This window comes from Nitrosospira sp. Nsp13, assembly GCF_900101945.1.
Taxonomy (GTDB): Bacteria; Pseudomonadota; Gammaproteobacteria; order Burkholderiales; family Nitrosomonadaceae; genus Nitrosospira; species Nitrosospira multiformis_D.
This window is the reverse complement of the sequence record NZ_FMVD01000001.1, coordinates 257180-278377: the sequence shown is the minus strand read 5'-3', so window position 1 is coordinate 278377 and position 21198 is coordinate 257180. Positions and strand designations below refer to the sequence as shown.

Annotated in this window: 21 protein-coding genes; 9 read left to right on the top strand and 12 right to left on the bottom strand. The window is 54.3% G+C overall.

The features are described from left to right. Positions 1-120 precede the first annotated feature (120 nt). From BLO43_RS01345 to BLO43_RS01300, 10 genes are read right to left on the bottom strand one after another with little or no spacing between them, the layout of a single operon-like run. Positions 121-648, bottom strand: coding sequence for a phage baseplate assembly protein V (locus BLO43_RS01345; protein ID WP_217628004.1), 528 nt, complete (start codon positions 646-648; stop codon positions 121-123). Then, positions 648-1787 (bottom strand): hypothetical protein, encoded by a 1140-nt coding sequence (locus BLO43_RS01340; protein ID WP_090905303.1) that lies wholly within the window; start codon positions 1785-1787, stop codon positions 648-650. Before BLO43_RS01340 ends, BLO43_RS01345 begins: the two co-directional genes overlap by 1 nt. 3 nt (positions 1788-1790) lie before the next feature. Next, positions 1791-2072, bottom strand: coding sequence for a hypothetical protein (locus tag BLO43_RS01335; RefSeq protein WP_090905301.1), 282 nt, complete (start codon positions 2070-2072; stop codon positions 1791-1793). A gap of 8 nt (positions 2073-2080) precedes the next feature. Beyond that, a complete protein-coding gene (locus BLO43_RS01330; protein ID WP_090905299.1) occupies positions 2081-2779 on the bottom strand; it encodes a hypothetical protein in 699 nt (232 codons plus the stop codon). Next, positions 2772-4727, bottom strand: coding sequence for an ATP-binding protein (locus BLO43_RS01325; protein ID WP_090905298.1), 1956 nt, complete (start codon positions 4725-4727; stop codon positions 2772-2774). The genes BLO43_RS01330 and BLO43_RS01325 overlap by 8 nt, the downstream gene beginning before the upstream one ends. Beyond that, complete coding sequence (locus BLO43_RS01320; protein ID WP_090905296.1) at positions 4724-6142, bottom strand: Pvc16 family protein; 1419 nt, start codon at positions 6140-6142, stop codon at positions 4724-4726. Before BLO43_RS01320 ends, BLO43_RS01325 begins: the two co-directional genes overlap by 4 nt. Before the next feature lie 2 nt (positions 6143-6144). Continuing rightward, positions 6145-7167, bottom strand: a complete 1023-nt coding sequence (locus BLO43_RS01315; protein WP_090905294.1) for a hypothetical protein — start codon at positions 7165-7167, stop codon at positions 6145-6147. After that, positions 7164-7916, bottom strand: coding sequence for a hypothetical protein (locus BLO43_RS01310; RefSeq protein ID WP_090905292.1), 753 nt, complete (start codon positions 7914-7916; stop codon positions 7164-7166). Before BLO43_RS01310 ends, BLO43_RS01315 begins: the two co-directional genes overlap by 4 nt. Positions 7917-7939: 23 nt before the next feature. Then, positions 7940-8440 (bottom strand): phage tail protein, encoded by a 501-nt coding sequence (locus BLO43_RS01305; protein ID WP_090905290.1) that lies wholly within the window; start codon positions 8438-8440, stop codon positions 7940-7942. 28 nt (positions 8441-8468) lie between these two features. Continuing rightward, the gene (locus tag BLO43_RS01300; protein ID WP_090905288.1) at positions 8469-10862 is read right to left on the bottom strand and encodes a phage tail sheath family protein; all 2394 of its coding nucleotides are present in this window, start codon (positions 10860-10862) and stop codon (positions 8469-8471) included. Positions 10863-11366: 504 nt separating this feature from the next. On the opposite strand from BLO43_RS01300, the gene tmk reads away from it, so the two are divergent. The 8 genes from tmk (at position 11367) to BLO43_RS01260 (ending at position 17751) form a co-directional block, all read left to right on the top strand. Continuing rightward, positions 11367-11984: a dTMP kinase gene (gene tmk / locus BLO43_RS01295; RefSeq protein WP_090905286.1), complete on the top strand. Its 618-nt coding sequence runs from the start codon at positions 11367-11369 to the stop codon at positions 11982-11984. Then, a complete protein-coding gene (gene holB, locus BLO43_RS01290; RefSeq protein WP_090905284.1) occupies positions 11984-13102 on the top strand; it encodes a DNA polymerase III subunit delta' in 1119 nt (372 codons plus the stop codon). The genes tmk and holB overlap by 1 nt, the downstream gene beginning before the upstream one ends. A gap of 64 nt (positions 13103-13166) precedes the next feature. After that, positions 13167-13931 (top strand): TatD family hydrolase, encoded by a 765-nt coding sequence (locus tag BLO43_RS01285; RefSeq protein ID WP_090905282.1) that lies wholly within the window; start codon positions 13167-13169, stop codon positions 13929-13931. Next, positions 13932-14588 carry an ankyrin repeat domain-containing protein gene (locus tag BLO43_RS01280; protein WP_090905280.1) on the top strand — a complete coding sequence of 219 codons (657 nt, stop codon included), beginning with the start codon at positions 13932-13934 and terminating at the stop codon, positions 14586-14588. It abuts the gene before it with no gap. Between the two features lie 268 nt (positions 14589-14856). Further along, entirely contained in the window at positions 14857-15246 is a 390-nt protein-coding gene (locus tag BLO43_RS01275; protein ID WP_090905278.1) for a VOC family protein, read from the top strand. 60 nt (positions 15247-15306) lie between these two features. Then, positions 15307-15909 (top strand): NAD(P)H:quinone oxidoreductase, encoded by a 603-nt coding sequence (gene wrbA / locus BLO43_RS01270; protein WP_074632124.1) that lies wholly within the window; start codon positions 15307-15309, stop codon positions 15907-15909. 108 nt (positions 15910-16017) lie between these two features. Further along, positions 16018-16761, top strand: coding sequence for an SDR family oxidoreductase (locus BLO43_RS01265; RefSeq protein ID WP_074634241.1), 744 nt, complete (start codon positions 16018-16020; stop codon positions 16759-16761). Between the two features lie 300 nt (positions 16762-17061). Further along, positions 17062-17751, top strand: coding sequence for an MgtC/SapB family protein (locus BLO43_RS01260; protein WP_090905276.1), 690 nt, complete (start codon positions 17062-17064; stop codon positions 17749-17751). Positions 17752-17889: 138 nt separating this feature from the next. Here the strand turns inward: BLO43_RS01260 and BLO43_RS01255 are convergent, their stop codons facing one another. Further along, entirely contained in the window at positions 17890-18153 is a 264-nt protein-coding gene (locus BLO43_RS01255) for a hypothetical protein (protein ID WP_090905274.1), read from the bottom strand. 143 nt (positions 18154-18296) lie between these two features. Beyond that, complete coding sequence (locus BLO43_RS01250) at positions 18297-18515, bottom strand: hypothetical protein (RefSeq protein ID WP_139149208.1); 219 nt, start codon at positions 18513-18515, stop codon at positions 18297-18299. 127 nt (positions 18516-18642) lie between these two features. Here BLO43_RS01250 and BLO43_RS01245 point away from each other — a divergent pair, with 127 nt between their 5' ends. Further along, entirely contained in the window at positions 18643-21093 is a 2451-nt protein-coding gene (locus BLO43_RS01245; protein WP_090905270.1) for a choice-of-anchor D domain-containing protein, read from the top strand. Positions 21094-21198 lie beyond the last annotated feature (105 nt).

The window sequence follows — 21198 nt, the reverse complement described above, 5'->3', positions numbered from 1 at the left end:
CCTCCTTGGGAAGCCACGACGGCAATCCGCATCCTGATTGATATCGACGGCCATCACCTGCGTATCGCTATTCTGTGTCTTTAAGGCCCTGACCGAAACAAAATTTGCCATCACACCTCCTTACACTACTTTAAGCGCACCGTTCATGGCATCGAAGCCGCTGGCGCTGACTTCTGTGACGCCGCCATTGGCCGATTGCTGGATCGAGGGTGCTTCCAGCTTAATCTCGTCGTCTGTTATTACTATCTTGTTGCCAGCAGTTGTTTCAATTTCCACAGTTCCGGTGTTTTCGATCCGAATTGTTGCTCCAGGAGTTCGGAAAATTACTACCGAGGGACTAACATCAGCGGGCAGCTCATCTACACCCCAGAAACAGCCTGCCCAGATAGGGTGACTGCGATCGCCACCCTCGAACTCGACCCAGACATTCGCATCGACGGGCGGAAGCGCCAGAAAGCCAATATCCGGGCCCGCATAAGGCATGCAAGGCAGCGCCCATAAGGTCTTCTCTCCCAAAACGCCGGGTACCTTTACCTGGATTCGGCCTTGACCAAGGGGGTCGTCATTGGCGGTGACGAATCCCCGAAATTTGCCAAAAAAACGGCTTTCCAATTCCTCGAAAAGCCGCTCCATTTCCATATCGGCCATTAGCTGGCACCTCCCAATCCGTTGGCGCGTACCGTAAAATCGATAAGATGGTCGGTGGCGTTGATAACATGTATTGCTTTCATTACCTGATAGGCGCCCGAGAGCCGGTCCCCCGCATGACTAAAATCGATAATCTGATGGGGTAAGATTACGAACCCGGCTTGTTCCAACGTGGTGGAGCATTCAACCTCGACAAACCAGCTCTGCTCGAAAACGATCCCATCCTTGGCGAGAAACGCTTCCTCGGCTGTTACTTCGGGGGGCGTTATCGTTTGGCGCCCAAGCCGTGTTGGGTCATCCGGGTTGGGTTCTGCTGGGCTTACGATCTGCTCGATTATTTTGTTCTCGCCATCGATATTCATGGCGAAGCCCAAAGCGGCAGTCGGTTTCTCGTAATCAATTCTGGCCTGGAATTTATTGACCCCTGGACATCTTCGGGGCGGCGGACTGACCGGCAGCGACCTTGCGGGCATCGGCGTCAAAATCGGAATTTGTGGAGCTGTGTTCCTTCCCCCCGGCTGCGTCCGAGGCGGCGAAGTGCGGAGGTTCGCCGTTTCAGTCAGAGTAATGGTACCGCCCATCGGCGCGCGGTTCGCCTCATAGCTGATCCAGAACTCCATGTTATTCCTGCGCGCAATCTCTTCAAGGAACGCCAGATCGGTCCCACGCTGGCTCAGTTGAATTTGCTGCTCATCATATTCGATGAGCGTATCCTGAGTATCAGGGGTGAATTGATAGGCGGACAGTATCGTTTCGGCAGCGGCCGACGCTTTCCCGGTATAGGTCTCCTGGATGCCGACCCGTCCCATCTCTATTCGACGATCCTCGCCATGGATTTCGACCCATGATCCGACGCCGCCTAACGTGGATGAGGATCTGACCTCTGTTATCGGACCATGGACAAGACATTCCAGCGTATCGTTTTGCGGGACGAAGATGCCGATTTTGCGGTTCGCCGCCAGCTCATCTCTCCCCTCGACAGCCGGTTGTTCTCCGCAGATATCATCTTCAAAACGAAGCGCAAAGCGCGTGGCTCGGGAAAGTTCCATCTCTACCCGAACTTCGACCAGCCATTGCGCGATTGACTCCGGCAATTGGGCATGATCATCACCTGATGTTATAACAAGTCCGAAACCCATGGCTCAGCCTTTGGTTGGAATACTCACAAGGTACTTCCTTGACACCGCTTCCACCGTTATCGCATCATTGATCTGGGCTATACGCCAGAAACCCGCGGGGTCACCCAGGTAATGGCTGGCAAGATGATCAAGCCGTTGACCCTGCCTTAACTTGTGCCGTCCCAGTTCGGCCTGGGGATGCATTTCAGCCGGGGTGACGCATACGACAGTGCGTCCACACCGGTCGACCGCGGTGGTAATTAGGGCATACTTTACGTAACGGCTTTTTGCATCAAATATAGACATGGCCTCTCTCAGAACGGTAGCATCGAACGCGCGGCCTTCAGCGAGTTCGCAAAATTAGCGATTGCGAGCCCGTCTTCTTGCAGGCGTGTCAGATCATAGGCAGCAATGGCCAAATCGATCGCAGCACCGCGCCTGCATTTGAAGACTTCGGGCGTGAGCACGCGCAGCTCAAGTTGAATCTCCGCCATGTGGGGATAGAGTGCCGGTGTAAATTCCTTGACTTCAATAGAGAGCGAAGTGACACGAATGGGCAAAATCAACCCTGGCCCCATGACAAATAGTGCGATCGGGACCGAGGCCCTTGCTGCTTGTCGCTCGATATCACCGGCAAGAGATTGCGCGCTCGCGATCAAATCGCCGAAGAGCCCCTTTGATGGTTCGATCAGCTTCTGGATGGCCGCAATTCGCGAGGCGACTCCTGTGCTCACAGCGATGGGATCGCCATCCTCCAGATCATCGGTGGCGTCCAGATCAAGGGTAAAGCTGTAGGTTTCCTCTGGATCATAAGGCTGCACCATCGGCGCTTGTGCGCCCCGATTCGCCTGATCGACTTCAAATGGGTTCCAGGGCCTGAGGTTTCGGGTCATCGTTGCGGGATTGTATTGAAAAGGAATAATATTGGGAGTGATGATCCCGAGATCTTCCATCAGCTGAATAATTGCGCCTCGCAGCACTTGAGGGCTCTGCGGATTGCCTGTTTCAGCCATGAAGCATGCTCCTCTGACGTCGCGGTGAGTGAGCCGAGACTGGAACTGATCGGCCTTCCTTGGTCAATTCGGCTCCAGCCGCTGCTTCCAGGCCTGCGGCGGTAACGGTGCTCCCAGTTTCCAGCGCGGCGTAGCGGGCGCTCAGCGCCGCACTTTTGATCTGGGCAGGCGAAAGGTCGTAGCTATTCGCAAGACTATCAAGTGTTGCGAGTAGAGCCGTCGGATCGATGCCAAGCGCTGCCAGCATGGTTTTCCACAGATACCGTCGCTCGCCGGGGCCGGGTTTCGGAAATTCCACGACATGGCGCAGTCGTCGGATAAAGGCTGGGTCAATGTTTGAGCGCCGATTGGTGGAGAGAATGACCAATCCATCATGCGTCTCCAGCAATTGCAAGAGGTGGTTGGTATCGGCATTGGCATGGCGGTCGTTCGAGTCTTTGACATCTGTCCGCCGGGCAAAGAAGGCGTCAGCTTCCTCAAAGATCAGTGCAGCGCCTGCGGCGCGAGCCTTGGCAAAAGCGTTCGATAAATTCTTGGCTGTCTCTCCAATGAATTTACTTGTCGTGACGGCAAGGTCGATCACCAGAAGATTCACGCCCAGATCCTGTGCGATGACTTGCGCTGCCATCGACTTGCCTACTCCCGGCGGCCCGGCAAACAGCGCAGAGAGCCCGGCCGCTCCCTCGAAAAGTCGCGCGGTCTCAGGATTCTCCATCAGTGTGGGCCGGGTGCGTGCTTCGAAGGTAATACGGCGAAGCTGAACAACCAAATCGCTTGGAAGAATCAAGTCGTTCCAGTCGAAGCGAGGATCGATCACCTGGCCCACCTCCCGCATGCGAGCGCGTCCCTTGACTCGCAGATGGGCGGCGGCCTCCGCTAGTGTGCGGGGGGCGGCCCGGCCTACCTCCTTTAGGTCGCCAAGGGACAACCCCGGGATTGCAGCCAGCTGCATGCTGTGAGCAGCCAGGGCGGGAACAAGCGCGCTCCAGATTCCAGCTTTGGCGGCCAAGCCCGGCTCTGGCAACACTATTTCCAGGTCAGCAGCGCCATCCCGGACGGGGGGGAGGACTTCATCGCTGCAAACGATTTGAATGGGCGCCATGGGTATCTTGGCAGGCCAGATGGACCCACCCTCCCGCCAGACCAGCGCGACATCCGCATAAAGAGCAAAACGTTGCACCCGTATGTAGGAGTCGATCCAGTCCGAGATTGGAATCATTGCCGGATCAACCACCAGCGCATCCCGGCCAAGCGACCGGGCGATTGCGGCGGCAAATGCGCGGCGCCCAGTGCCAGCACGTCCCCGAACCACTAATCTGACTTCGGTGCCCGACTTCAGGGCATGGTCCAGCCGCTCGGCAGTCTCTTGCACGGGCCACTCGGGGGGTAGCGGATCTTGCCGTGCCGCATCTATCGCCAGCAACAGCGTTGCATCCAGCGCTAGCGTGCCAAATAGCCAGTCTACGATTCGGGGGTCGGCCTCAAAACCGGCAGGCTCCCCTGGACCATAACGCGTTGATATCACCAGCCGCCACATGGAAAGAGCACTGGTCGGACGCCAAATCGGTCGTCCAGGATGTCCATGGAGCCGTTTGACCAACGGTTCGGTTGGCAGAAAGCGGCCTTCCGCTCCCTGCGCGCGGGCGATAAGCGGGCCGAGTGCGGGTTCTACGGCTACTGCAACAGCCAGTTGCAGGAGGTCCGCCTCGACAGGCGATAGCGCAAATAACTTGACCAACCGCGCCCAAGCCCGGCCTTCCAGGCCCGCCAGCCGTTGGTCAAACTCGGAATCGGTGACGTTGCACGCCAGCTCCTCTTCGGATTGGCCGGCACCGGGATCCGGAAGCCCACCCATTCGGCGCTCGATGAGGGTGCGCGTCCGCAACGCAATCAGCTCGGCGGCGGACATCATCATCCGGGTTTTATTATCGGCATGCAGGGGGATCATGGCGTCTCTATCCAGAAAGGCTGGGATTCGGCACCGTTGATGATCAACCGGACAGGATGGGATGCTGATAGCAGAGGATCGAACAGCGGATGAAACTCGATTTGTCCTGGCTGCCGCTCAAAGAACCCCCGGTCCTGAGACGGAATATTGGCGAAATCGGCAGTCTCGAGCTCGGCATAGCGGATGCCGTCAATAGCGAGCTGCACATCCAGCCCCGCGGTCATATCAAACAGATTGAAGACCTTGAGCATCATTCGGCCAGAACCGTTCGGTGGGTCTACACCCTCGATTCGTGCACCCACCGAAAAAGCGATCTGATTGCTTTCGGACGACGTGAAGCGAGCGACTCCGCCTGGTGTCTCCATCCGCCGGGTCGTTTCCACCGAAACGGCGTAAATGCCTGGGGTTACCTCCATGGATACCGGGCCGTCGCCGGTATCGATCACGAGTATGCCTTGTAGATCGAATTGGCCTGCGTACTCTGTCAATGCGATTCCCCATCCAGGATTCAGGGCTGGATCGATCCCGGCAGAACGTACTGGCGGCATGCGCTCACGCCAGGCGGACGTGCGCAGCACGATCCGCGCCGATCCAACCCTGCCGTCGCCCCGAAGCGCCATTCCTGCCAGCCGTACTCTGCTTACCTCAGGCACCATTCCGGGGGCAAGGGTTGCGCGCGCCGGCATTGTCTCGATGATCTGCGGGCCCAAGCCGGTCTCAACTGGGGGATTGAAGTAGGTCAACGCCGAAACTCGCTCCAGCACAGGCGCCTGTCCAGCTGAAAGGAAGAGCCCCAGGTCGAAAACGGTGCCATGCGCTCCGCTCGGTTCTTCGGGCTCCAGAAAGATTGTGCGCACTTCGTAGTAGGCCGAGAGTCGAGTCGTGGCGGTTTGCTCGGCCGACCAAAAGGTGAGAGATTCCTCTGCCGTCAATGGACGAAGCGAAATCTCGATTCGATTTCCCCTTCCCTGGAGCCCGGATGCCATGACTGTCTGTGCAAGACCGCCATCCGGAGAAATCGCCAAATCGTCATCGATCACCGGATTATCGTGGAAAGACTTCATTCCCAAGCCAAAGTAATGCTGCTGGGCCTCCGCATCAAAGATATCGTTGATCTCATGGTGCGCGGTAAGAATATAGTAAAGCGCAAGCGACAGCGGTTGCCGAGAGACCGCTGCCTCCGCTCCGCGGCCGGGGGGTGGAAGATTCTTGAAATAGGCGTCCTCTATTACGTGATAAAGATACAAATTCAATGTGTTTTGAACGGCACCCACTTTCTCCGGAGGCATTGCCGTTACCGTAATCGCCGGCAGCGGGGCGGAGGGCGGCAGCTCCCGCCGCAGCAGTGCCCGGACATTGAAGTCGAGGAGCCGTATCAATGTCTGCGTGACCAGGAAAAGATTTGTGGTCGCCATCTTTATCTTCTCCGCAAGCCGAACAGTGTCACCGCTCTGCGTCGCGGCGCGAGCGGCCCGATTACCGAGGCTGCAGCGGCAGTCATCGGTCGAGGCGAACGGCGCGCCTCGTCGGTAACACTGGAACGGAATATCTCGGTGGCGGTGTCGGAAAGGGGTGAGCGGGATGCCTCTGAGATGGGAAGGGCTGTCGGCCGCCGGGATTGGCGAGCCGCCTTTTCAGCGGCTTTTATCGGCTGAGAAGAAGAGAGGGCGTTCGTATCCGGTTCCATTGAGCCAGGCAATGGTGGCATGCTAACGGGCGGCGGCATCAGCTCTGTTGGGTTGCGCAGCTCGGACGTCAAGGCGACATTCCAGGACAACCCTGCCGGTTTCTTGGCCGGTTTCTTGATTTGCTCCCTATTAGCCACCGAAGGTACGGGGTCCGCGACTTGAATGGCGGGGATGGGCCGCGTTGGCTCGATTACCGGCGCGGCCGTCGCCGGGTCAAGGGCGACTGACACCTTCTGAATGGGCTCGGATACAAGCCTGCGAGCTTGCAGCTCCGGGAAATGCGGCCTTAATGGCGGCGGTTCGACACCCTCAGATTTAGGGAAACGCGGGGGCTCAGACGGCAGGGGTGTGGTGGAGTCACTCACGTCTGGTAGAAGTAGATCTTCAGGAGAAATGCTACTCATGAAGGGCGGCGTAAAATTTATCATCTCCAACGGTACAGCGGCCGATGTCGAAGCAGCGGCTACCTGTGCAGAGGTGGCGGTAGACGGCTCCTTGACCGACGACTGGTACGAAGGCGGCAAGAACTGACTTCGAAGTGGATAAGGACTGAGTAATTCTTCTGCGACGGTTGACTCCTCTGCCTGTTCCGCTAAGGTTATGAACCCGAACTGCCCAGCAATAGCAGGATCATTCAGACGCTGATCCGCATCGGCGACTGGCGAGAGCGATATCCCCGCAGGCACTACTTGCGCCAGTGAAGTGGAAGCAGGCACGGTACGGTCAAACAATCGCTGAAGATAGCCGGTCATCCTGCCCTCTGCCCCAGACCACTGGCGCGTTCAGCTCCGATCAGCCCAGCATAGCCTCGGCGGTCGTCGCGCGAGAGCTGCATGATCTCGCTGTGAGACCAGCCATATCGGGATGCGATCAAGTGTATTTCACGCAGCATCAATACACGCTCCCCCGCAAGCCGCTGCGATAAATAACGAGATAGATCAAAGTAAACGATCTCCTCGCTACCGCAATGGGGGCAGGGAGCACTTAGATCAAATGATAGCAGTGGCGCTGCACGATCGAGAAACTCCGTGACCAGCTCCGGTCTGGTGGTGGGATCGCCCGCTACCACCAGCCGTGCGAACAATGCCTCGGGCTGCTGTTTAGCGGCCTCGAGATCGCCGAGTTTGGGAGCACGCAGCCGCCTCCCATCGGATAGGGTCCAGGTTCCATCCGCAGCTGGCGGCCCAATCCATGCCGCGTCTTGCGCCGCGATTATGGTAGAAAGGGAGAGGGTAAACTCATAACCTTCACGACAAGCCTTGCATCGCACCTGACACTCTGCGCGATCTCCATAAAGCATGTCATAGACAGCGGCTAACAACCGGTCAACCTGGGAAACGGTTAGTGCGGCAAGATCCGTATTCACCACCAGCCTACCCAGCAAGACCAATACAACTGCAGGCTCCGCACTCGATACCAGCCATTCGTCCGCACCGGTCACGGGGCGCAAATGGACGGTTAGCGGCCCGCGATTGTCTCCAGAAAGGTCTACAGTGCGCATGCTGCTTCCTTGAAGACTTGTCCTTAAAACTCGGGTAGCTCATTCACCTGCCCGTCACGAACAAAGCCTTCGTTCTGTATTACGATGGTTTCGAAGGCAATGGCGTTAGCATTTGCGTCGAGTTCGGGCAGCGCGGTAAATTCCGATACCCAGCAGTGAAATACATTCCAGCTGCGCACCTTGACCCCTTGTAGATTGTAGAGTTCGATAATGATGTTCTTACGGAAATCCCTCAGTGAAACCGCAGCGTCACCGGCAATCGAAAAGGTTTTGGACGCCCATTGTTCAAAGGCGGTATCGTGCGTGATGCCGCGTTCGATGGTAATGGGCTCGAAGGTGGACACCCCCGGTGAATGGTGTTTTGTCGAAAGATCGCCGCCATCACGATGGCTGACAAGCTCGGTCGTGCGCTTAAGTCCGCTAACCTTGCTCACACCGGCAACCGGCTGGCCATCCCAAACGACCCGAAATTTGAAGTTTTTATAAGGATCGATGCGAGTAGTATTAACCGTAAACTGTGACATATGCGTAACTCCTCCTATCGATGAGTAGCTAGACGTGGACTTGGCCGGCGATCTGCTTGACCGTCAAAACCACAAACTCGGCTGGTTTCAGAGGCGCGAAGGCGACAATGACGTTAACTATGCCTAGATTGATATCGTTCGGCGTGGTTGTGGTGCTATCGCAAACGACAAAATACGCATCGGACGTCTTCCCCCCGGCAAAAGCACCCTGCCGGAAAAGACCATTCATGAAGGACCCTGCGGCGAGACGGATTTGAGCCCAGAGTGGTTCGTCATTCGGCTCGAATACCGCGAAACGCAGACCGCGATAGAGGCTCTCTTCAATGAAAAGCATGGTGCGGCGGACCGGTATATACTTGTCGTCGATATTGCCCGAATCATTGAAACCGACCAGGGTGCGTGCACCCCAGCTCACCACTCCGGCAGGGAAAACCCGAATTGCATTCAGCGCCTTGAGATTTATCACACCATTCTCTGGATCGGTCATGTGTTGTTTTACGCCAATGACACCGCGAATTGTTGCCTCGAGCCCCGCAGGAGCCTTCCAGACACCGCGATTACCGTCGATGCGCGCCATGAGACCCGCTATCGAACCTGAGGGATCGATGTCCCTGCCGACTGGCGTACCATTCGCGATGCGCAACCGCGGCCAATAGGCAGCGGAGTTGCGGGTTTCCACGCCGATGCGGATGTCGTCGACCCCTACTTCCGCGCTGCGGATGTCGTTCCAGCCACTGCTTGGGTCGATCAGCAGAAAAGCGCGCTTGCGCTCACAAAATGCGCTAGCTGGCCCCCAGAGTGCTTTTCGTTGATCGTCGGTCTGCCCTTCCGCTCGCGGCAACACCATCAGATTGATGAGACCGACCTCGCGCTCAATGATCGTATAGGCGTTGGCGTATTCTCTCATAGTAGGAACATCGCCATCTCCACCCGGAGTTGCTGTCGTGCCGGCTTGGAATGGTCCGAGTCCACCGGCGCCTCCCATCTTGCCTACCGTATAGGCTGCCACATTATAAGCTTTGAAAGATGCCTCATTATTAAAGGGTTGTTGGAGGCCCCCAATATTGTAGGTTGATGTGGTTAGTTTCGCATCCAATCCCGTATTGTGGTCACCGTAGCGTGGCCTAAGTGCGAGCCTTAGACCGTGGCGAAATGCCTGCCAGCGCCTATTAGTATTTTCATTCAACGTCGTCACCAACACGTCCAACGCCTGACGGACGTTACTCAGTGTCTTCGTGGCACCATGCTCATACATGAAAACCTCACTGCCGAGCGGAATGCTAGACGTACCGACCGGGTCACCACGATCATCTTCCAGCGAGGAGTTTATTAGAGCATTGCGTAAAATTCCCGCAAATTGGCGCAGCGCCGGGAAATTATCCGCGGAGGTTCCATTGCGGCCTACTAGGCCTGTCGGGGCGGGGCGAATATCCCCAAAGGATGAGCCCTCAATACCTCCCGAGGCGGCGCCAAGCATCAGTGGCACCGAGGCATCGGCATCCGCAGCTGGAGTGATCCTGACCGAAGCATCTGCGCTGACTATACTTAACAGCCGTCCTCCCTGAACCCCCCTATTGACTGCCCCAACGTCGCTTATTTGGACCGTGATTGACGAGGCAATGCCTCTACTCATCAGCGCATCGGTGATGTTCCTTTCCCATAGATCTCCGACATCCCCAAGGGTAGTAGTGGTGTCACTGATGCGGGAAAGAGTTATCGTTTCCGGTGGGTTTGTGCCGATGACAACACGAATGCTAGCTGTTCTTTCGACGATTGCGCGGAGACGAGCAATAGCCTCCACCTGATCCGACGGCAATACCAAGCCCGCTATCGAAATACCCCTGATGGGCACAGAAGGAGGGCTGACCTCGTCGACTGTGATTAAGCTGCTGACACCATTGATCACTTTCTGCACGTAAAATGCAGAGTTCGAGTCCATCGAGAGGCCAGCATACTTCTCCTCGGCTTCGCGGATGTATGTTCCGTTGGATTGAACACGGCTACGGAAGACAGTAAGGTTGAAGGTCTCTTCAGGACTCGCAGTGTCGTAGTCGATCTCGACCCGCAGCAGATTCCCCTCAAGCCCAGGGTCGCGCGCAATCACCGTAAAGGCATCACTCCCGCTTTGATCCTTCAGTGTCACTGTCGCGTGCACTGGAGCTTTTGCAATCCGCATCACCCATGCCTCACCGCCGCCATTCAGGTAAAACTGCCTCACCTGGACCGCCAATTCGCCCTTCGTGCTCGCCCCGAATTCACGCTCAAAATCGGCAAAACTAAAGAGACGGATCGGCAAATTCATACGGCCACGCTCGGCCATACTGACGAACATCGCTATGGAAGTTGCGACACCGGAAATCGCGCGGGTGCCGGATGCTTCCTCCTGTATATAAACCCCAGGATAGCTTACAGTTACAGACATGAGTCAATCCCCCAAAGAAAGCTGTTTCAGCCTTCCGGCCAAATCAAACCAGCAGTGAATGAGAATGCTATTAAAAAGAACTAGAATATTTCGACTAAAACCTACGCTGGCTACCTGATGGAGCTTAATTGTAGTAAATTCCTATATCGGAAACAGAGTGTGGATGCGTTTTGTACAACTACAGGAAGAACGCGAATAATCTTTTAGCAAATCGTAGTTATCAAATAACTATGAACCCCGCCTGGATAAAAAGCTGTGTCCTGAAAAAAATCATGAATTTAGAAAAGAATCGATACCAAGACCCATTGTAAATTTAACTTAGATGATGATTTTGATAATGTCAAGGTAACGAGAAATTTTTCGACGGAAGAGCTACGGAACAGCACTGCAGCAACCTAAGTTTAGGTTACCGCAGTGCATAGAGATAACACGGGCAGACATTACCTATGATCGTCTGGAACGACTTCCTGCCATTCAGCAATGACTATTAGCACGGCTTCAAGAATGACCCTCGGTAAATTTATCACGCTCGAAGGCATAGACGGCGCGGGCAAAAGTACCCATCTCGGCTGGCTTGAAAACATTTTTCGGAGCAGGGGAAAAACCGTCGTCGTGACGCGCGAACCGGGAGGCACCCCTCTGGGTGAGGCGTTACGCGAACTCCTGCTCGACAATAATGGGACAATGCACGCCGAAACGGAGGCGCTGCTGATGTTCGCGGCCCGGCGGGAGCATTTGGACAAGGTGATTCTGCCGGCTCTGGCTCGGGGCGACTGGGTGATTTCAGATCGTTTCACCGATGCCAGCTTTGCGTACCAGGGAGGAGGTAGAGGTTTGGCTATGCAGAAGCTCGACAGTCTGGAACAATGGGTGCAGGGAGAATTTCAACCTGACCTCACATTTTATTTCGATGTAACCGTCGAATTAGGCAGGCAACGGATAAGTGCCATCAAGCCGGCTGACCGGTTCGAAAAAGAACACGATGCATTTTTCCGGAAAGTACGAGACGCTTATCTGGAAAGGGCGCATAAGTTTCCCCGGCGCATAAGCATTATAGACGCAAATCAGCCTCTGGAAGAAGTTAAGAAATCACTTGATAAAATCATCTCAACAATTTGTTAATGAATAATATTTACTCATGGCAAAAAGAGACATGGCGAATATTGACGCAAGACAGCGCGTCCCTGGGCCATGCCTTATTGCTAAGGGGCAGGCAAGGTATTGGCAAGCTTGTATTTGCACGCCAGCTGGCAAAATTCTGGCTATGCGAGAATCCGTCGATTGAAGGGTATGCGTGCGAAAATTGCCAAAGCTGCAGATGGTTTGAGCAGGGAAGTCATCCGGACTTTCGCCTGATAGAACCTGAAGCGATGACGGCAATGGCGGAATCGTCCGATGGCGGTTCAGGTGAGGACAACGCCGACGCCGGGATAGGTGCTGAAATGGAACCCCTCGCAGCCTCCGCCGGGGAATCCGGCAGTGCGAAATCCAGGAAGAAACCCAGCAAACAAATCAGTGTTGCGCAAGTTCGTGACGTTACCGATTTCATTAATATATCCAGCCACCAGAACGGCTACAAAGTTATCCTGATTCATCCGGCAGAAACAATGAACCCTGCCGCCGCCAATGCGTTGCTGAAGAATCTGGAGGAGCCGCCGTCGCTGACATTGTTCATTCTGGTAACGCACCACGCGCAACATTTGCTGCCGACCCTGCGCAGCCGGTGCCGTCAAATTCCCATGCCAGCGCCTGATCCCGCAACCGCGGCTGCCTGGCTTGAACAGCAGGGGGTCAAAGACCCCGCGACGTGTCTGGCTTCCGCAGGCTACGCACCGCTGGCCGCGCTGGAATTCAACGACGACGATTATCTTGCGCGGCATGAGGCATTCATCAGGCAAATCAGCGTACCGGGAAACTTTAACCCGATCATGCTGGCCGAGGAAATGCAAAAGCTGGATTTGCCCACGCTGGTCAACTGGCTGCAGAAATGGTGCTATGATTTGATGAGTTTTTGTACCACCGGAAAAGTCCGCTACCATCTGAATATGCTTGTCACCATAAAATCACTGTCATTGGAAATCGACCCGCGCGCGCTGGCAGCCTACTTGCGCACCTTGAATGCAACGCAACGGCTGGCGCGCCATCCCCTCAACCCCAGGTTATTTCTGGAGGAAATGCTGTTTTCCTACGTGATGTCGATTGCCCCCGCGTCTCCCGGCCAAAGCAGGCATCGTGATTGAGAGAGATTGTCCAAGGGAATGCGCCGGTTGCCCGGATACTTGCGATATTTGCTTAGGATAAACCATGTTTGTTGATTCCCACTGCCATCTTGATTTTCCGGATCTTGCCGGCAATCTCAATGAACTGCTGGATAACATGCGGGAGAACGATGTCAGCCACGCTCTCTGCGTGAGCGTTAATCTGGAAGATTTTCCCCGCGTGCTGGCGCTGGCGGAAGCCCATTCCAACCTGTTTGCCTCTGTCGGCGTTCATCCCGATTATGAAAACCTGGCCGAGCCGCAAGCAGCGCAACTGGCATCTCTGGCTAATCACCCCAAAGTCATCGCCATCGGTGAAACCGGACTGGATTATTTCCGTATGAAAGGTGATCTGGAGTGGCAGCGAGAGCGTTTCCGTCAACATATCCGTGCGGCACGACAATGCGGCAAGCCGCTCATCATACATACCCGCGAAGCCGCGGCGGATACACTGCGCATCATGGCGGAGGAGGGCGCGGATAGCGTCGGCGGGGTGATGCATTGCTTTACGGAAAGCTGGGAAGTGGCGCAACAAGCGATGGAAATGAATTTCCATATTTCTTTTTCGGGCATTGTCACTTTCAAGAATGCCCTTGCTCTCAAGGATGTCGCCAAAAGAATCAAACTGGAGAGAATGCTGATAGAAACCGATTCGCCTTATCTCGCGCCCGTGCCTCATCGCGGCAAGATGAATCAACCCGCCTTTGTACGGCACGTTGCGGAAGAAATAGCGGTATTGCGCAATATCGGCGTGGCTGAAGTCGCTTCCGCCACTTCAGCTAATTTTTTCAACCTTTTCAAGGCGGCCTGAATGAGGAACGCGTCAAGAAAACCCTTTTCCCTGGCTTGCATTCTGCTCGCCGCCAGTTTGTGCCAACCGCCGGTTGCCGCGGCGGGAGCCTATGAAGACTTGCGCTCGGCAGTGGAAAACGATCAAACCTCGGAAATAGCAAAGCTGCTGGCCCGGGGCGCCGATCCCAACACACCCGATGAGCGGGGGAATACGCTGCTGATGGTAGCCGTCCGGCATAAAAATGCCAAGCTGGTCGATCTTTTGATCGACGCCGGCGCCCGGCTCAATCTGCGCAACAAGTATGGTGAAACCGCCATCATGCTTGCCAGCTACAATGGCCTTTACAATATCGTGGAGAAACTTTATGTCAAGGGTGCCGAGATCAATCATACGGGATGGAATCCCTTGCTGTATGCCGCAACCACCGGGCATCCGAAAATTATCCAGTTATTATTGGATGGAGGCGTGGCGATCAATTCCACATCCGAGAACGGGACAACCGCATTAATGATGGCAGCAAGGGGAAATCACACCGACACCATCAAAGTCCTGTTGAAAAACGGAGCAGACCCCAATATCCGCAATGAGTCGGGCGGAACCGCGCTGAAATGGGCGGTGAGCAGGGAATATCTTAACGCCGCCGAATTACTGAAAAGCGGCGGAGCCAAGGAATAGCGAATAATGGCTCTGGCCGATTTTCCATATGATGAATAGAACAAAAGCGCAGCCCATCACTGGGCTGCCTGCAAACCTCTTGCAGCAGCAATCATGCCGACATTTTGGTTGAAGTAAGTCGGGTTGGCAAAGCGTAACCCGACGATAAATCAACGAAAAGCAGACCGTAAGTGATTGCCGGGATTAAGCTTACCAACCGGCGCCACATGAATGGTGCATAGGCATAATAATGACTTTTTCGTCTTGGGCGCAACTATCGGGAATCCCTATGACCACAATCGGCTTCAACCATTTCAATCTGCGCGCCCCGCGTGAACTCATGGATGAACTTAAAGCGTTCTATTGCGACATAGTGGGCCTCGAACAAGGCCAGCGGCCGGATCTTGGGACCCCTGGCTACTGGCTTTACGCCGGTAATCAATGCGTTCTTCACCTGAGCCAGACAAAGCCGGATGAAACGCGCCTCACACACACATCCACCACCTTTGATCACGTGGCATTCACCTGCACCAACCGCGCAGAAATGGAAGCGCACCTGAAACGGAATAACATTTCATTTACGGCAGGCCAGGTACCCTCGATGGGGATCACTCAATTATTCCTTAAAGATCCGGCAGGAAACGGCGTGGAATTGAACTTTGCCGAGAGGACCTTCTGATACTTCTATTTCTTGTGACCATACTCAATGCATCAGTACATTCTAAAACGGAGACATGACATGACAAAAATTCTTGTTCTTTATTACAGTATGTATGGTCACGTCGAAACCATGGCGGGAGCGGTAGCCGAAGGCGCGCGCGGTGTGGAGGGTACTGAGGTTACCATCAAGCGCGTGGCCGATCTGGTACCGGAAGAGGTGGCGCGAAAAGCAGGCGCCAAACTCGATCAGACGGCACCTATTGCCACGGTAGACGAATTGCCTACGTACGATGCCATCATCTTCGGCACACCCACCCGTTTTGGCAACATGTGTGCGCAGATGCGTAATTTTCTCGACCAGACCGGCCGGTTGTGGCTAAGTGGCGGTCTGGCCGGCAAGATCGCCAGCGTGTTCACCTCCACGGCCACGCAACACGGGGGGCATGAAACCACGATTACGTCTTTTCATAGCACCTTGCTGCATCAGGGCATGATTATTGTGGGCGTTCCCTATACCTGTCAGGAACTGCTTAACATGGATGAAATTACCGGCGGATCGCCATACGGTGCAGGGACACTGGCTGGTGCCGACGGCAGGCGCCAGCCCTCGGAAAATGAGTTGAAAATTGCCCGTTTTCAGGGAAGGCATGTGGCGGAGATTGCGAAGAAACAACGTGCATAGGTATAAGGGAGTAGGAAGGGAACAAGGTTCCAGCATCTGCCATCATGCAGGAACGTAAAAAAATGTTGAGTGCGTTGATTCGGCAAGATGCCCTCCAGAGTCACTGAAATGAAGAAACCACTTCAGGATAAAGTTGCCATTATCACCGGCTCGTCGCGTGGCATCGGCGCCGAGATTGCACGCACGCTGGCCGGCGCGGGAGCGAAAGTCATTGTCAACTATCTTGGCAACCGGAAGGCTGCCGAAGCCGTTTGCGCCACGATAGCGGAAGCAGGGGGCGAGTCGCTTCCGGTCAGGGCGGACGTCAGCAATTCGGCTGAAATGCGCAAACTTTTCGATGCTGCAATCGAACACTTCAGCCGCGTGGATATTCTCGTCAACAATGCGGGCGTGCTTATTTCCAGGAACATGGCCGAGATCAGCGATGAGGACTTTGACCGGATTTTGAATATCAACGTCAAGAGCGTTTTTTATGCTTTACGCGAGGCATCAACGCGGCTTGCGGATGGCGGCCGGGTGGTCAGCCTGTCCAGTACTGTTACCCGGCTGATGCTGCCAAATTATGGTGCTTACGCAGCCAGCAAAGGCGCCGTGGAGCAATTGACACGCGTCTTCGCGAAGGAGCAGGGCGGACGTGGTATTGCCGCCAATATTGTTTCGCCAGGGCCGGTGAATACGGAAATGTTTACCACCGGCAAAAGCGAGGAAACGATCAAGCGCATGGCGGGCATGTCATTTGTTGGCCGTGTGGGGGAGCCGGAAGACATAGCCCGGGTAGTCCTTTTCCTGGTAAGTGACGACGCCGGCTGGGTTACGGGACAGAACATCAGCGCCAGTGGCGGAGTGGCGTGATCCGAAATCGGCTCGCCAGATCTGAATCGTAGAAAAAAGAATTTGCGGGAATCCCTATTGCTGTCTGGTGAAAAAAATAGCGCTTATCCGAAAACGTAACGTTTTATTACCTTAGCAGTCTGCCGGACTTAAAGAATCGAAGCGAAAAAATGGCTGAACGAGGGTAGATTTTGAAGACCCATAGTTGTTCTATTGACTGAAAAAGCGGCGAAATATGGATCGGTCAGATGCTTTTGCAGCCGATTTTCTTTAAGTCCGACAGGCTGCTAGGCCACCGGGTCCAATAACTTGGAGGCTGGTATGAGTGCTGAATATTCCATCATCACCCTGCATCTGGTGGGTGCACTCATTGCGGGAGGGATCATCGGCTTCGAGAGAAGCCTCCACGGTCATCCCGCCGGTTTCCGAACTCACGCGCTCGTATGTCTTGCGTCCAGTCTGCTGATGCTGGTGGCGCTGTATGAATGGATGTGGCTTCCCGGCATGCCGGCAGGGAGCGTACGGACAGATCCGACCCGAATGGCCCAGGGAATCATGACAGGCATAGGCTTTCTTGGCGCTGGAGTGATTTTCAAGGAAGGTTTAAGCATCCGCGGATTGACAACCGCCGCTTCCATCTGGATCACGGCCGCGATTGGCATACTGATGGGTATAGGATTTTATTTTCCGGCCATTGTAGGAACCATTCTCACACTCGGTATTCTCACTTTGTTTCAGCTGATTGAAGATCGGGTTCCCCTGCAGTCATATGCCCAATATTACGTCAGCTTCGACAGGAACAACGTGATGCCGGAGCAAGAAGTTAAGAACCTTCTGATTAATCATGGATTTACCGTTGCAAATACAAGTTATCGCATTACCCAAGCCGGATTATTCGAATATTGCATGGATATTCGAACGACCAATCCTGACAATGCATCCGCTCTTGCAGAAGCGTTGCGTACGCTGGAAATGGTTCGCGAGTTTCGTATCTCGACGACTGGCGGCTAATAGCGGCAGGACATTCCACGATGCCACCGTTGCCGATTTTCACTAAGCATAAAAAAAGAGATTCCGAAGAATCCCTCTCCTCGGTAGAAAAACTACCGAAGCACAACATTTATCCTTTCGACTCCTTGGCTTACGCTTTCAGACTACTAAATAAACCCTGTCTGATCCAGCCCTCTCTATGGCGGTGAGCCCCTGGGATTTCACTCTATCCATGGTCAGGCAAAAATCCCGCATTTCCATGCAATCAAGCGCCCATTCTCCCACTTCGGATTCATCTATCGCGTCTTCCATTGTCGAGGCGGCGGCATCCCAGTGACCGTGCGCAATTTCCACCAAAGCTATTTTGCATCGCGTCACTTGTTCCGGCGGTGCCGTCATCAAAATCTCTAGCATCGTTTTCATGATGACCTCCGTACTTAAAATCCCCCTCCTTAAAGAACTTTGACTATCATTTTCTGAAGAAGTGCGAAGTAGGGGATAGAAATTATCTTCATGCTCCGCAATCAGGGGTATGCCAACAGTCGTGCCATCAGCCACCATTACGGTCACAACAGAGCCAATCGTACATGCATGTCCAGATCAAACCGTCCATATGGGTTCACGTGCTCCCACATCCGCGGAGTCAACGCAGCATATTCGCGGAGTGTGAACCTGCTTTGCTGGTAAGGCTGCGCCAACACCTCACCGTTCTTGCCTGAAATCCTTGACCAGGAGCAGAGTTCTGCACGTTGCAATGCGTGATAGAACAAGGTGGCGAATGGCATGATTGCGCTTTCCTTGACTGATTCTTGGATACGCTTCATTGACAATTTGTATTGATGATCTAAGGTGGTATTAACCCTTCAGCGTTTTCATTCCGCTGGATTTCAGCATCCCTAAAAGGAGTTCGACATGGAAACAGGAAAGGTCTACCCCCCTCGCTATAGCGGATTTATCGTCATTCGAATCGCACAGGAAGCCGCTTCTGCGAGTGAGTCGATAAAATCGTTACGATCGTTTGCCGCTGAGTGCAAATTGCATGGTATCGAGAAACTGCTTGATTTGTATGAAATCAAAGAAACACGGCCAGTGATACGCGCGTTGCCACCAAAAAAGATACTTGAACTCGAAAAACAGGCGGCTCAAACCGAACTACCGCCATTACATAGCCTCACTTCTTACTGGAAACTCGATGTTCGCCATTCTCCCGAAAAATCAGAAGAGATCGTAAAACGTTTCAGTGCCCTCAATGAAGTGGACGTTGCATATCGCGAATTGGAGGCTACGGATCCTGCGGTTAACCCGGCTGACGATCCTTATAATGCCAATCAAAATTACCAGGACGCAGCTCCTGTTGGAATCGACGCACGCTGGGCCTGGACTCAACCGAACGGGGAAGGCAATGGTGTTGGATTTGTTGACTTGGAACAAGGCTGGTTTCTGAATCACGAAGATTTTTCAAGTAAATCACCCACTCTTTTGTACGGTGATAACCACGACGGCGTGGATGGGTATGTAGGTAATCACGGAACTGCAGTGCTGGGCGAAGTGATTGCTGACGATAATACGGTGGGTGTTGTCGGAATCGCACCCTCGGTAGCGTCGGTCAATGTAACAAGTCACTGGGATACCGCCAGCAGCTCGTCAGGGCACGTAGCTGACGCGATTGCGGGTGCTCTGCCGACGCTGCAGATTGGTGACGTATTATTGCTGGAGATTCAGAAAGGTCTTTTACCTACTGAAACCGATGCCGCAGATTTCGACGCGATACGGCTCGCCGTGGCTCTCGGAATCGTTGTAGTGGAAGCAGGGGGGAATGGTTCTTTTGATCTGGACAGCTATACAGATGGAGGCGGTAATTTCGTACTTAATCGAGGGAGCGCTGATTTCAAGGAATCAGGGGCAATCGTGGTGGGCGCCGCTCTTTCACCTTTGCCTCACAATCGCGCAAATTTCTCGAATTTTGGCAGCCGCGTCGACTGTTATGCCTGGGGTGAAAACGTTGTAACTGCAGGTTATGGGGATCTCGACAATGGCGGTGGTGATAACGATAAGACGTATACCGCGGGCTTTAATGGCACTAGCTCGGCATCGCCTATTATTTCAGGAGCGGCGCTCATTGTTCAGGGCATGAACAAGGCAAATAATGGTTATTCGCTATCGCCTCTCGAGATGCGCGCACTGTTGTCAGATTCAGCTACGGGTACTGCCCAAGGTGGGGGTGTACCTGGCAACATTGGTGTGATGCCAGATTTACGTTCAATAATTGAAACAATTCTACCGAGACTGGTCACGGTGATCGCAGATAGCGGTAACTTTGGCGAGGTATGCATCGGGGCCTTTCAGGATATGGTCCTGAGCTTGAGTAACAGCGGTGGCAATATGCTTGCCGTAACCAACATTACCTCCTCTTCCGCTGAGTTCCTTGTTCCGAGCGTATTGTCATATCCCGTCACCATTGAGGCAGGGGACGCTATTGAAGTACCCATCCGGCTACAACCGAATAGTCCCGGTCCAAAAGCGGAAACTATTACTGTGTTCAGCAACGATCCAAACAGTCCGAAATCGGTGGAGATATCAGGAGCGGTAGGGGCGCCAAGGTTGGTTGCGATAATCGCGAATGCAGGCAATTTTGGTAATGCATGCATCGGATCTTTTGTCGATGAGATGGTGACCTTAAGCAATAGCGGCCATTGCACACTCACAATAACCAGCATCACTTCCTCTTCTGCCGAGTTCCTTGCCCCCAACGTTCTGGCGTATCCAATCGCTATAGCGGCTGGCGGTTCCTTGCAGGTGCCTATTCGGTTTGAACCGAATAGCTTCGGCCCAAGGGCGGCCATGATCACAATCAAAAGTGACAATCCAGCAGGCGCAAAGACCGTCGCCGTCTCCGGGAATGCGCCTTCCGGGAAGCTCGTCGTCACCGGCTCTACATGCATCGGGGGCGTGAAGGCATGTTGCCTCGGCGAGCGTACCATCTCCATCTGCAACGTAGGCGACTGCAAACTATACGTGACAAGCGTTGCATTCAAGCGCAAAAGCAAGCACTGGAAGCTGATCAATAATCCCTTCCCGGCGACGCTAGTGCCCGGTTCGTGCCTGAGCGTCTTGATCCGGTACAAGGCAACTGAGAAATGCCCGAGATGCTGCGAACTGGTCATCATGAGCGATGATCCAGAGATCCCTGTGAAAACGCTCGATGTTATGGCTTACACGATCTGGAGCGATTGCGAGTGCAGCGATTGCCGTAAGGGGTGTTGCGAGAAGCACCATGATGGATCTTGTATTGCCCAGGGTATCGACGCCTGTTGCGATGATGAGAGTCATGGCCATGAAGATGATGACGATGACGAAAGCTGACACCGCTTATTTTGTAGCCCGCTCTGCTCGGCGGCTTGTCGTTATCACGCAGGTGTTGAGCGGCCGGGCCGATGAGCTTATTCGTTAGCCTTGTACATACACGTA

Bases quoted from the DNA above. Each gene is read 5' to 3' on its own strand.
- BLO43_RS01280 (WP_090905280.1), top strand. From the start codon at position 13,932: ATGAGGAACGCGTCAAGAAAACCCTTTTCCCTGGCTTGCATTCTGCTC.
- BLO43_RS01340 (WP_090905303.1), bottom strand. From the start codon at position 1,787: ATGGGTTTCGGACTTGTTATAACATCAGGTGATGATCATGCCCAATTG.
- tmk (WP_090905286.1), top strand. From the start codon at position 11,367: ATGACCCTCGGTAAATTTATCACGCTCGAAGGCATAGACGGCGCGGGC.
- BLO43_RS01325 (WP_090905298.1), bottom strand. From the start codon at position 4,727: ATGATCCCCCTGCATGCCGATAATAAAACCCGGATGATGATGTCCGCC.
- BLO43_RS01315 (WP_090905294.1), bottom strand. From the start codon at position 7,167: ATGACCGGCTATCTTCAGCGATTGTTTGACCGTACCGTGCCTGCTTCC.
- BLO43_RS01330 (WP_090905299.1), bottom strand. From the start codon at position 2,779: ATGGCTGAAACAGGCAATCCGCAGAGCCCTCAAGTGCTGCGAGGCGCA.
- wrbA (WP_074632124.1), top strand. From the start codon at position 15,307: ATGACAAAAATTCTTGTTCTTTATTACAGTATGTATGGTCACGTCGAA.
- BLO43_RS01310 (WP_090905292.1), bottom strand. From the start codon at position 7,916: ATGCGCACTGTAGACCTTTCTGGAGACAATCGCGGGCCGCTAACCGTC.
- BLO43_RS01245 (WP_090905270.1), top strand. From the start codon at position 18,643: ATGGAAACAGGAAAGGTCTACCCCCCTCGCTATAGCGGATTTATCGTC.
- holB (WP_090905284.1), top strand. From the start codon at position 11,984: ATGAATAATATTTACTCATGGCAAAAAGAGACATGGCGAATATTGACG.
- BLO43_RS01345 (WP_217628004.1), bottom strand. From the start codon at position 648: ATGGCCGATATGGAAATGGAGCGGCTTTTCGAGGAATTGGAAAGCCGT.
- BLO43_RS01275 (WP_090905278.1), top strand. From the start codon at position 14,857: ATGACCACAATCGGCTTCAACCATTTCAATCTGCGCGCCCCGCGTGAA.
- BLO43_RS01250 (WP_139149208.1), bottom strand. From the start codon at position 18,515: ATGCCATTCGCCACCTTGTTCTATCACGCATTGCAACGTGCAGAACTC.
- BLO43_RS01255 (WP_090905274.1), bottom strand. From the start codon at position 18,153: ATGAAAACGATGCTAGAGATTTTGATGACGGCACCGCCGGAACAAGTG.
- BLO43_RS01285 (WP_090905282.1), top strand. From the start codon at position 13,167: ATGTTTGTTGATTCCCACTGCCATCTTGATTTTCCGGATCTTGCCGGC.
- BLO43_RS01300 (WP_090905288.1), bottom strand. From the start codon at position 10,862: ATGTCTGTAACTGTAAGCTATCCTGGGGTTTATATACAGGAGGAAGCA.
- BLO43_RS01320 (WP_090905296.1), bottom strand. From the start codon at position 6,142: ATGGCGACCACAAATCTTTTCCTGGTCACGCAGACATTGATACGGCTC.
- BLO43_RS01260 (WP_090905276.1), top strand. From the start codon at position 17,062: ATGAGTGCTGAATATTCCATCATCACCCTGCATCTGGTGGGTGCACTC.
- BLO43_RS01265 (WP_074634241.1), top strand. From the start codon at position 16,018: ATGAAGAAACCACTTCAGGATAAAGTTGCCATTATCACCGGCTCGTCG.
- BLO43_RS01305 (WP_090905290.1), bottom strand. From the start codon at position 8,440: ATGTCACAGTTTACGGTTAATACTACTCGCATCGATCCTTATAAAAAC.
- BLO43_RS01335 (WP_090905301.1), bottom strand. From the start codon at position 2,072: ATGTCTATATTTGATGCAAAAAGCCGTTACGTAAAGTATGCCCTAATT.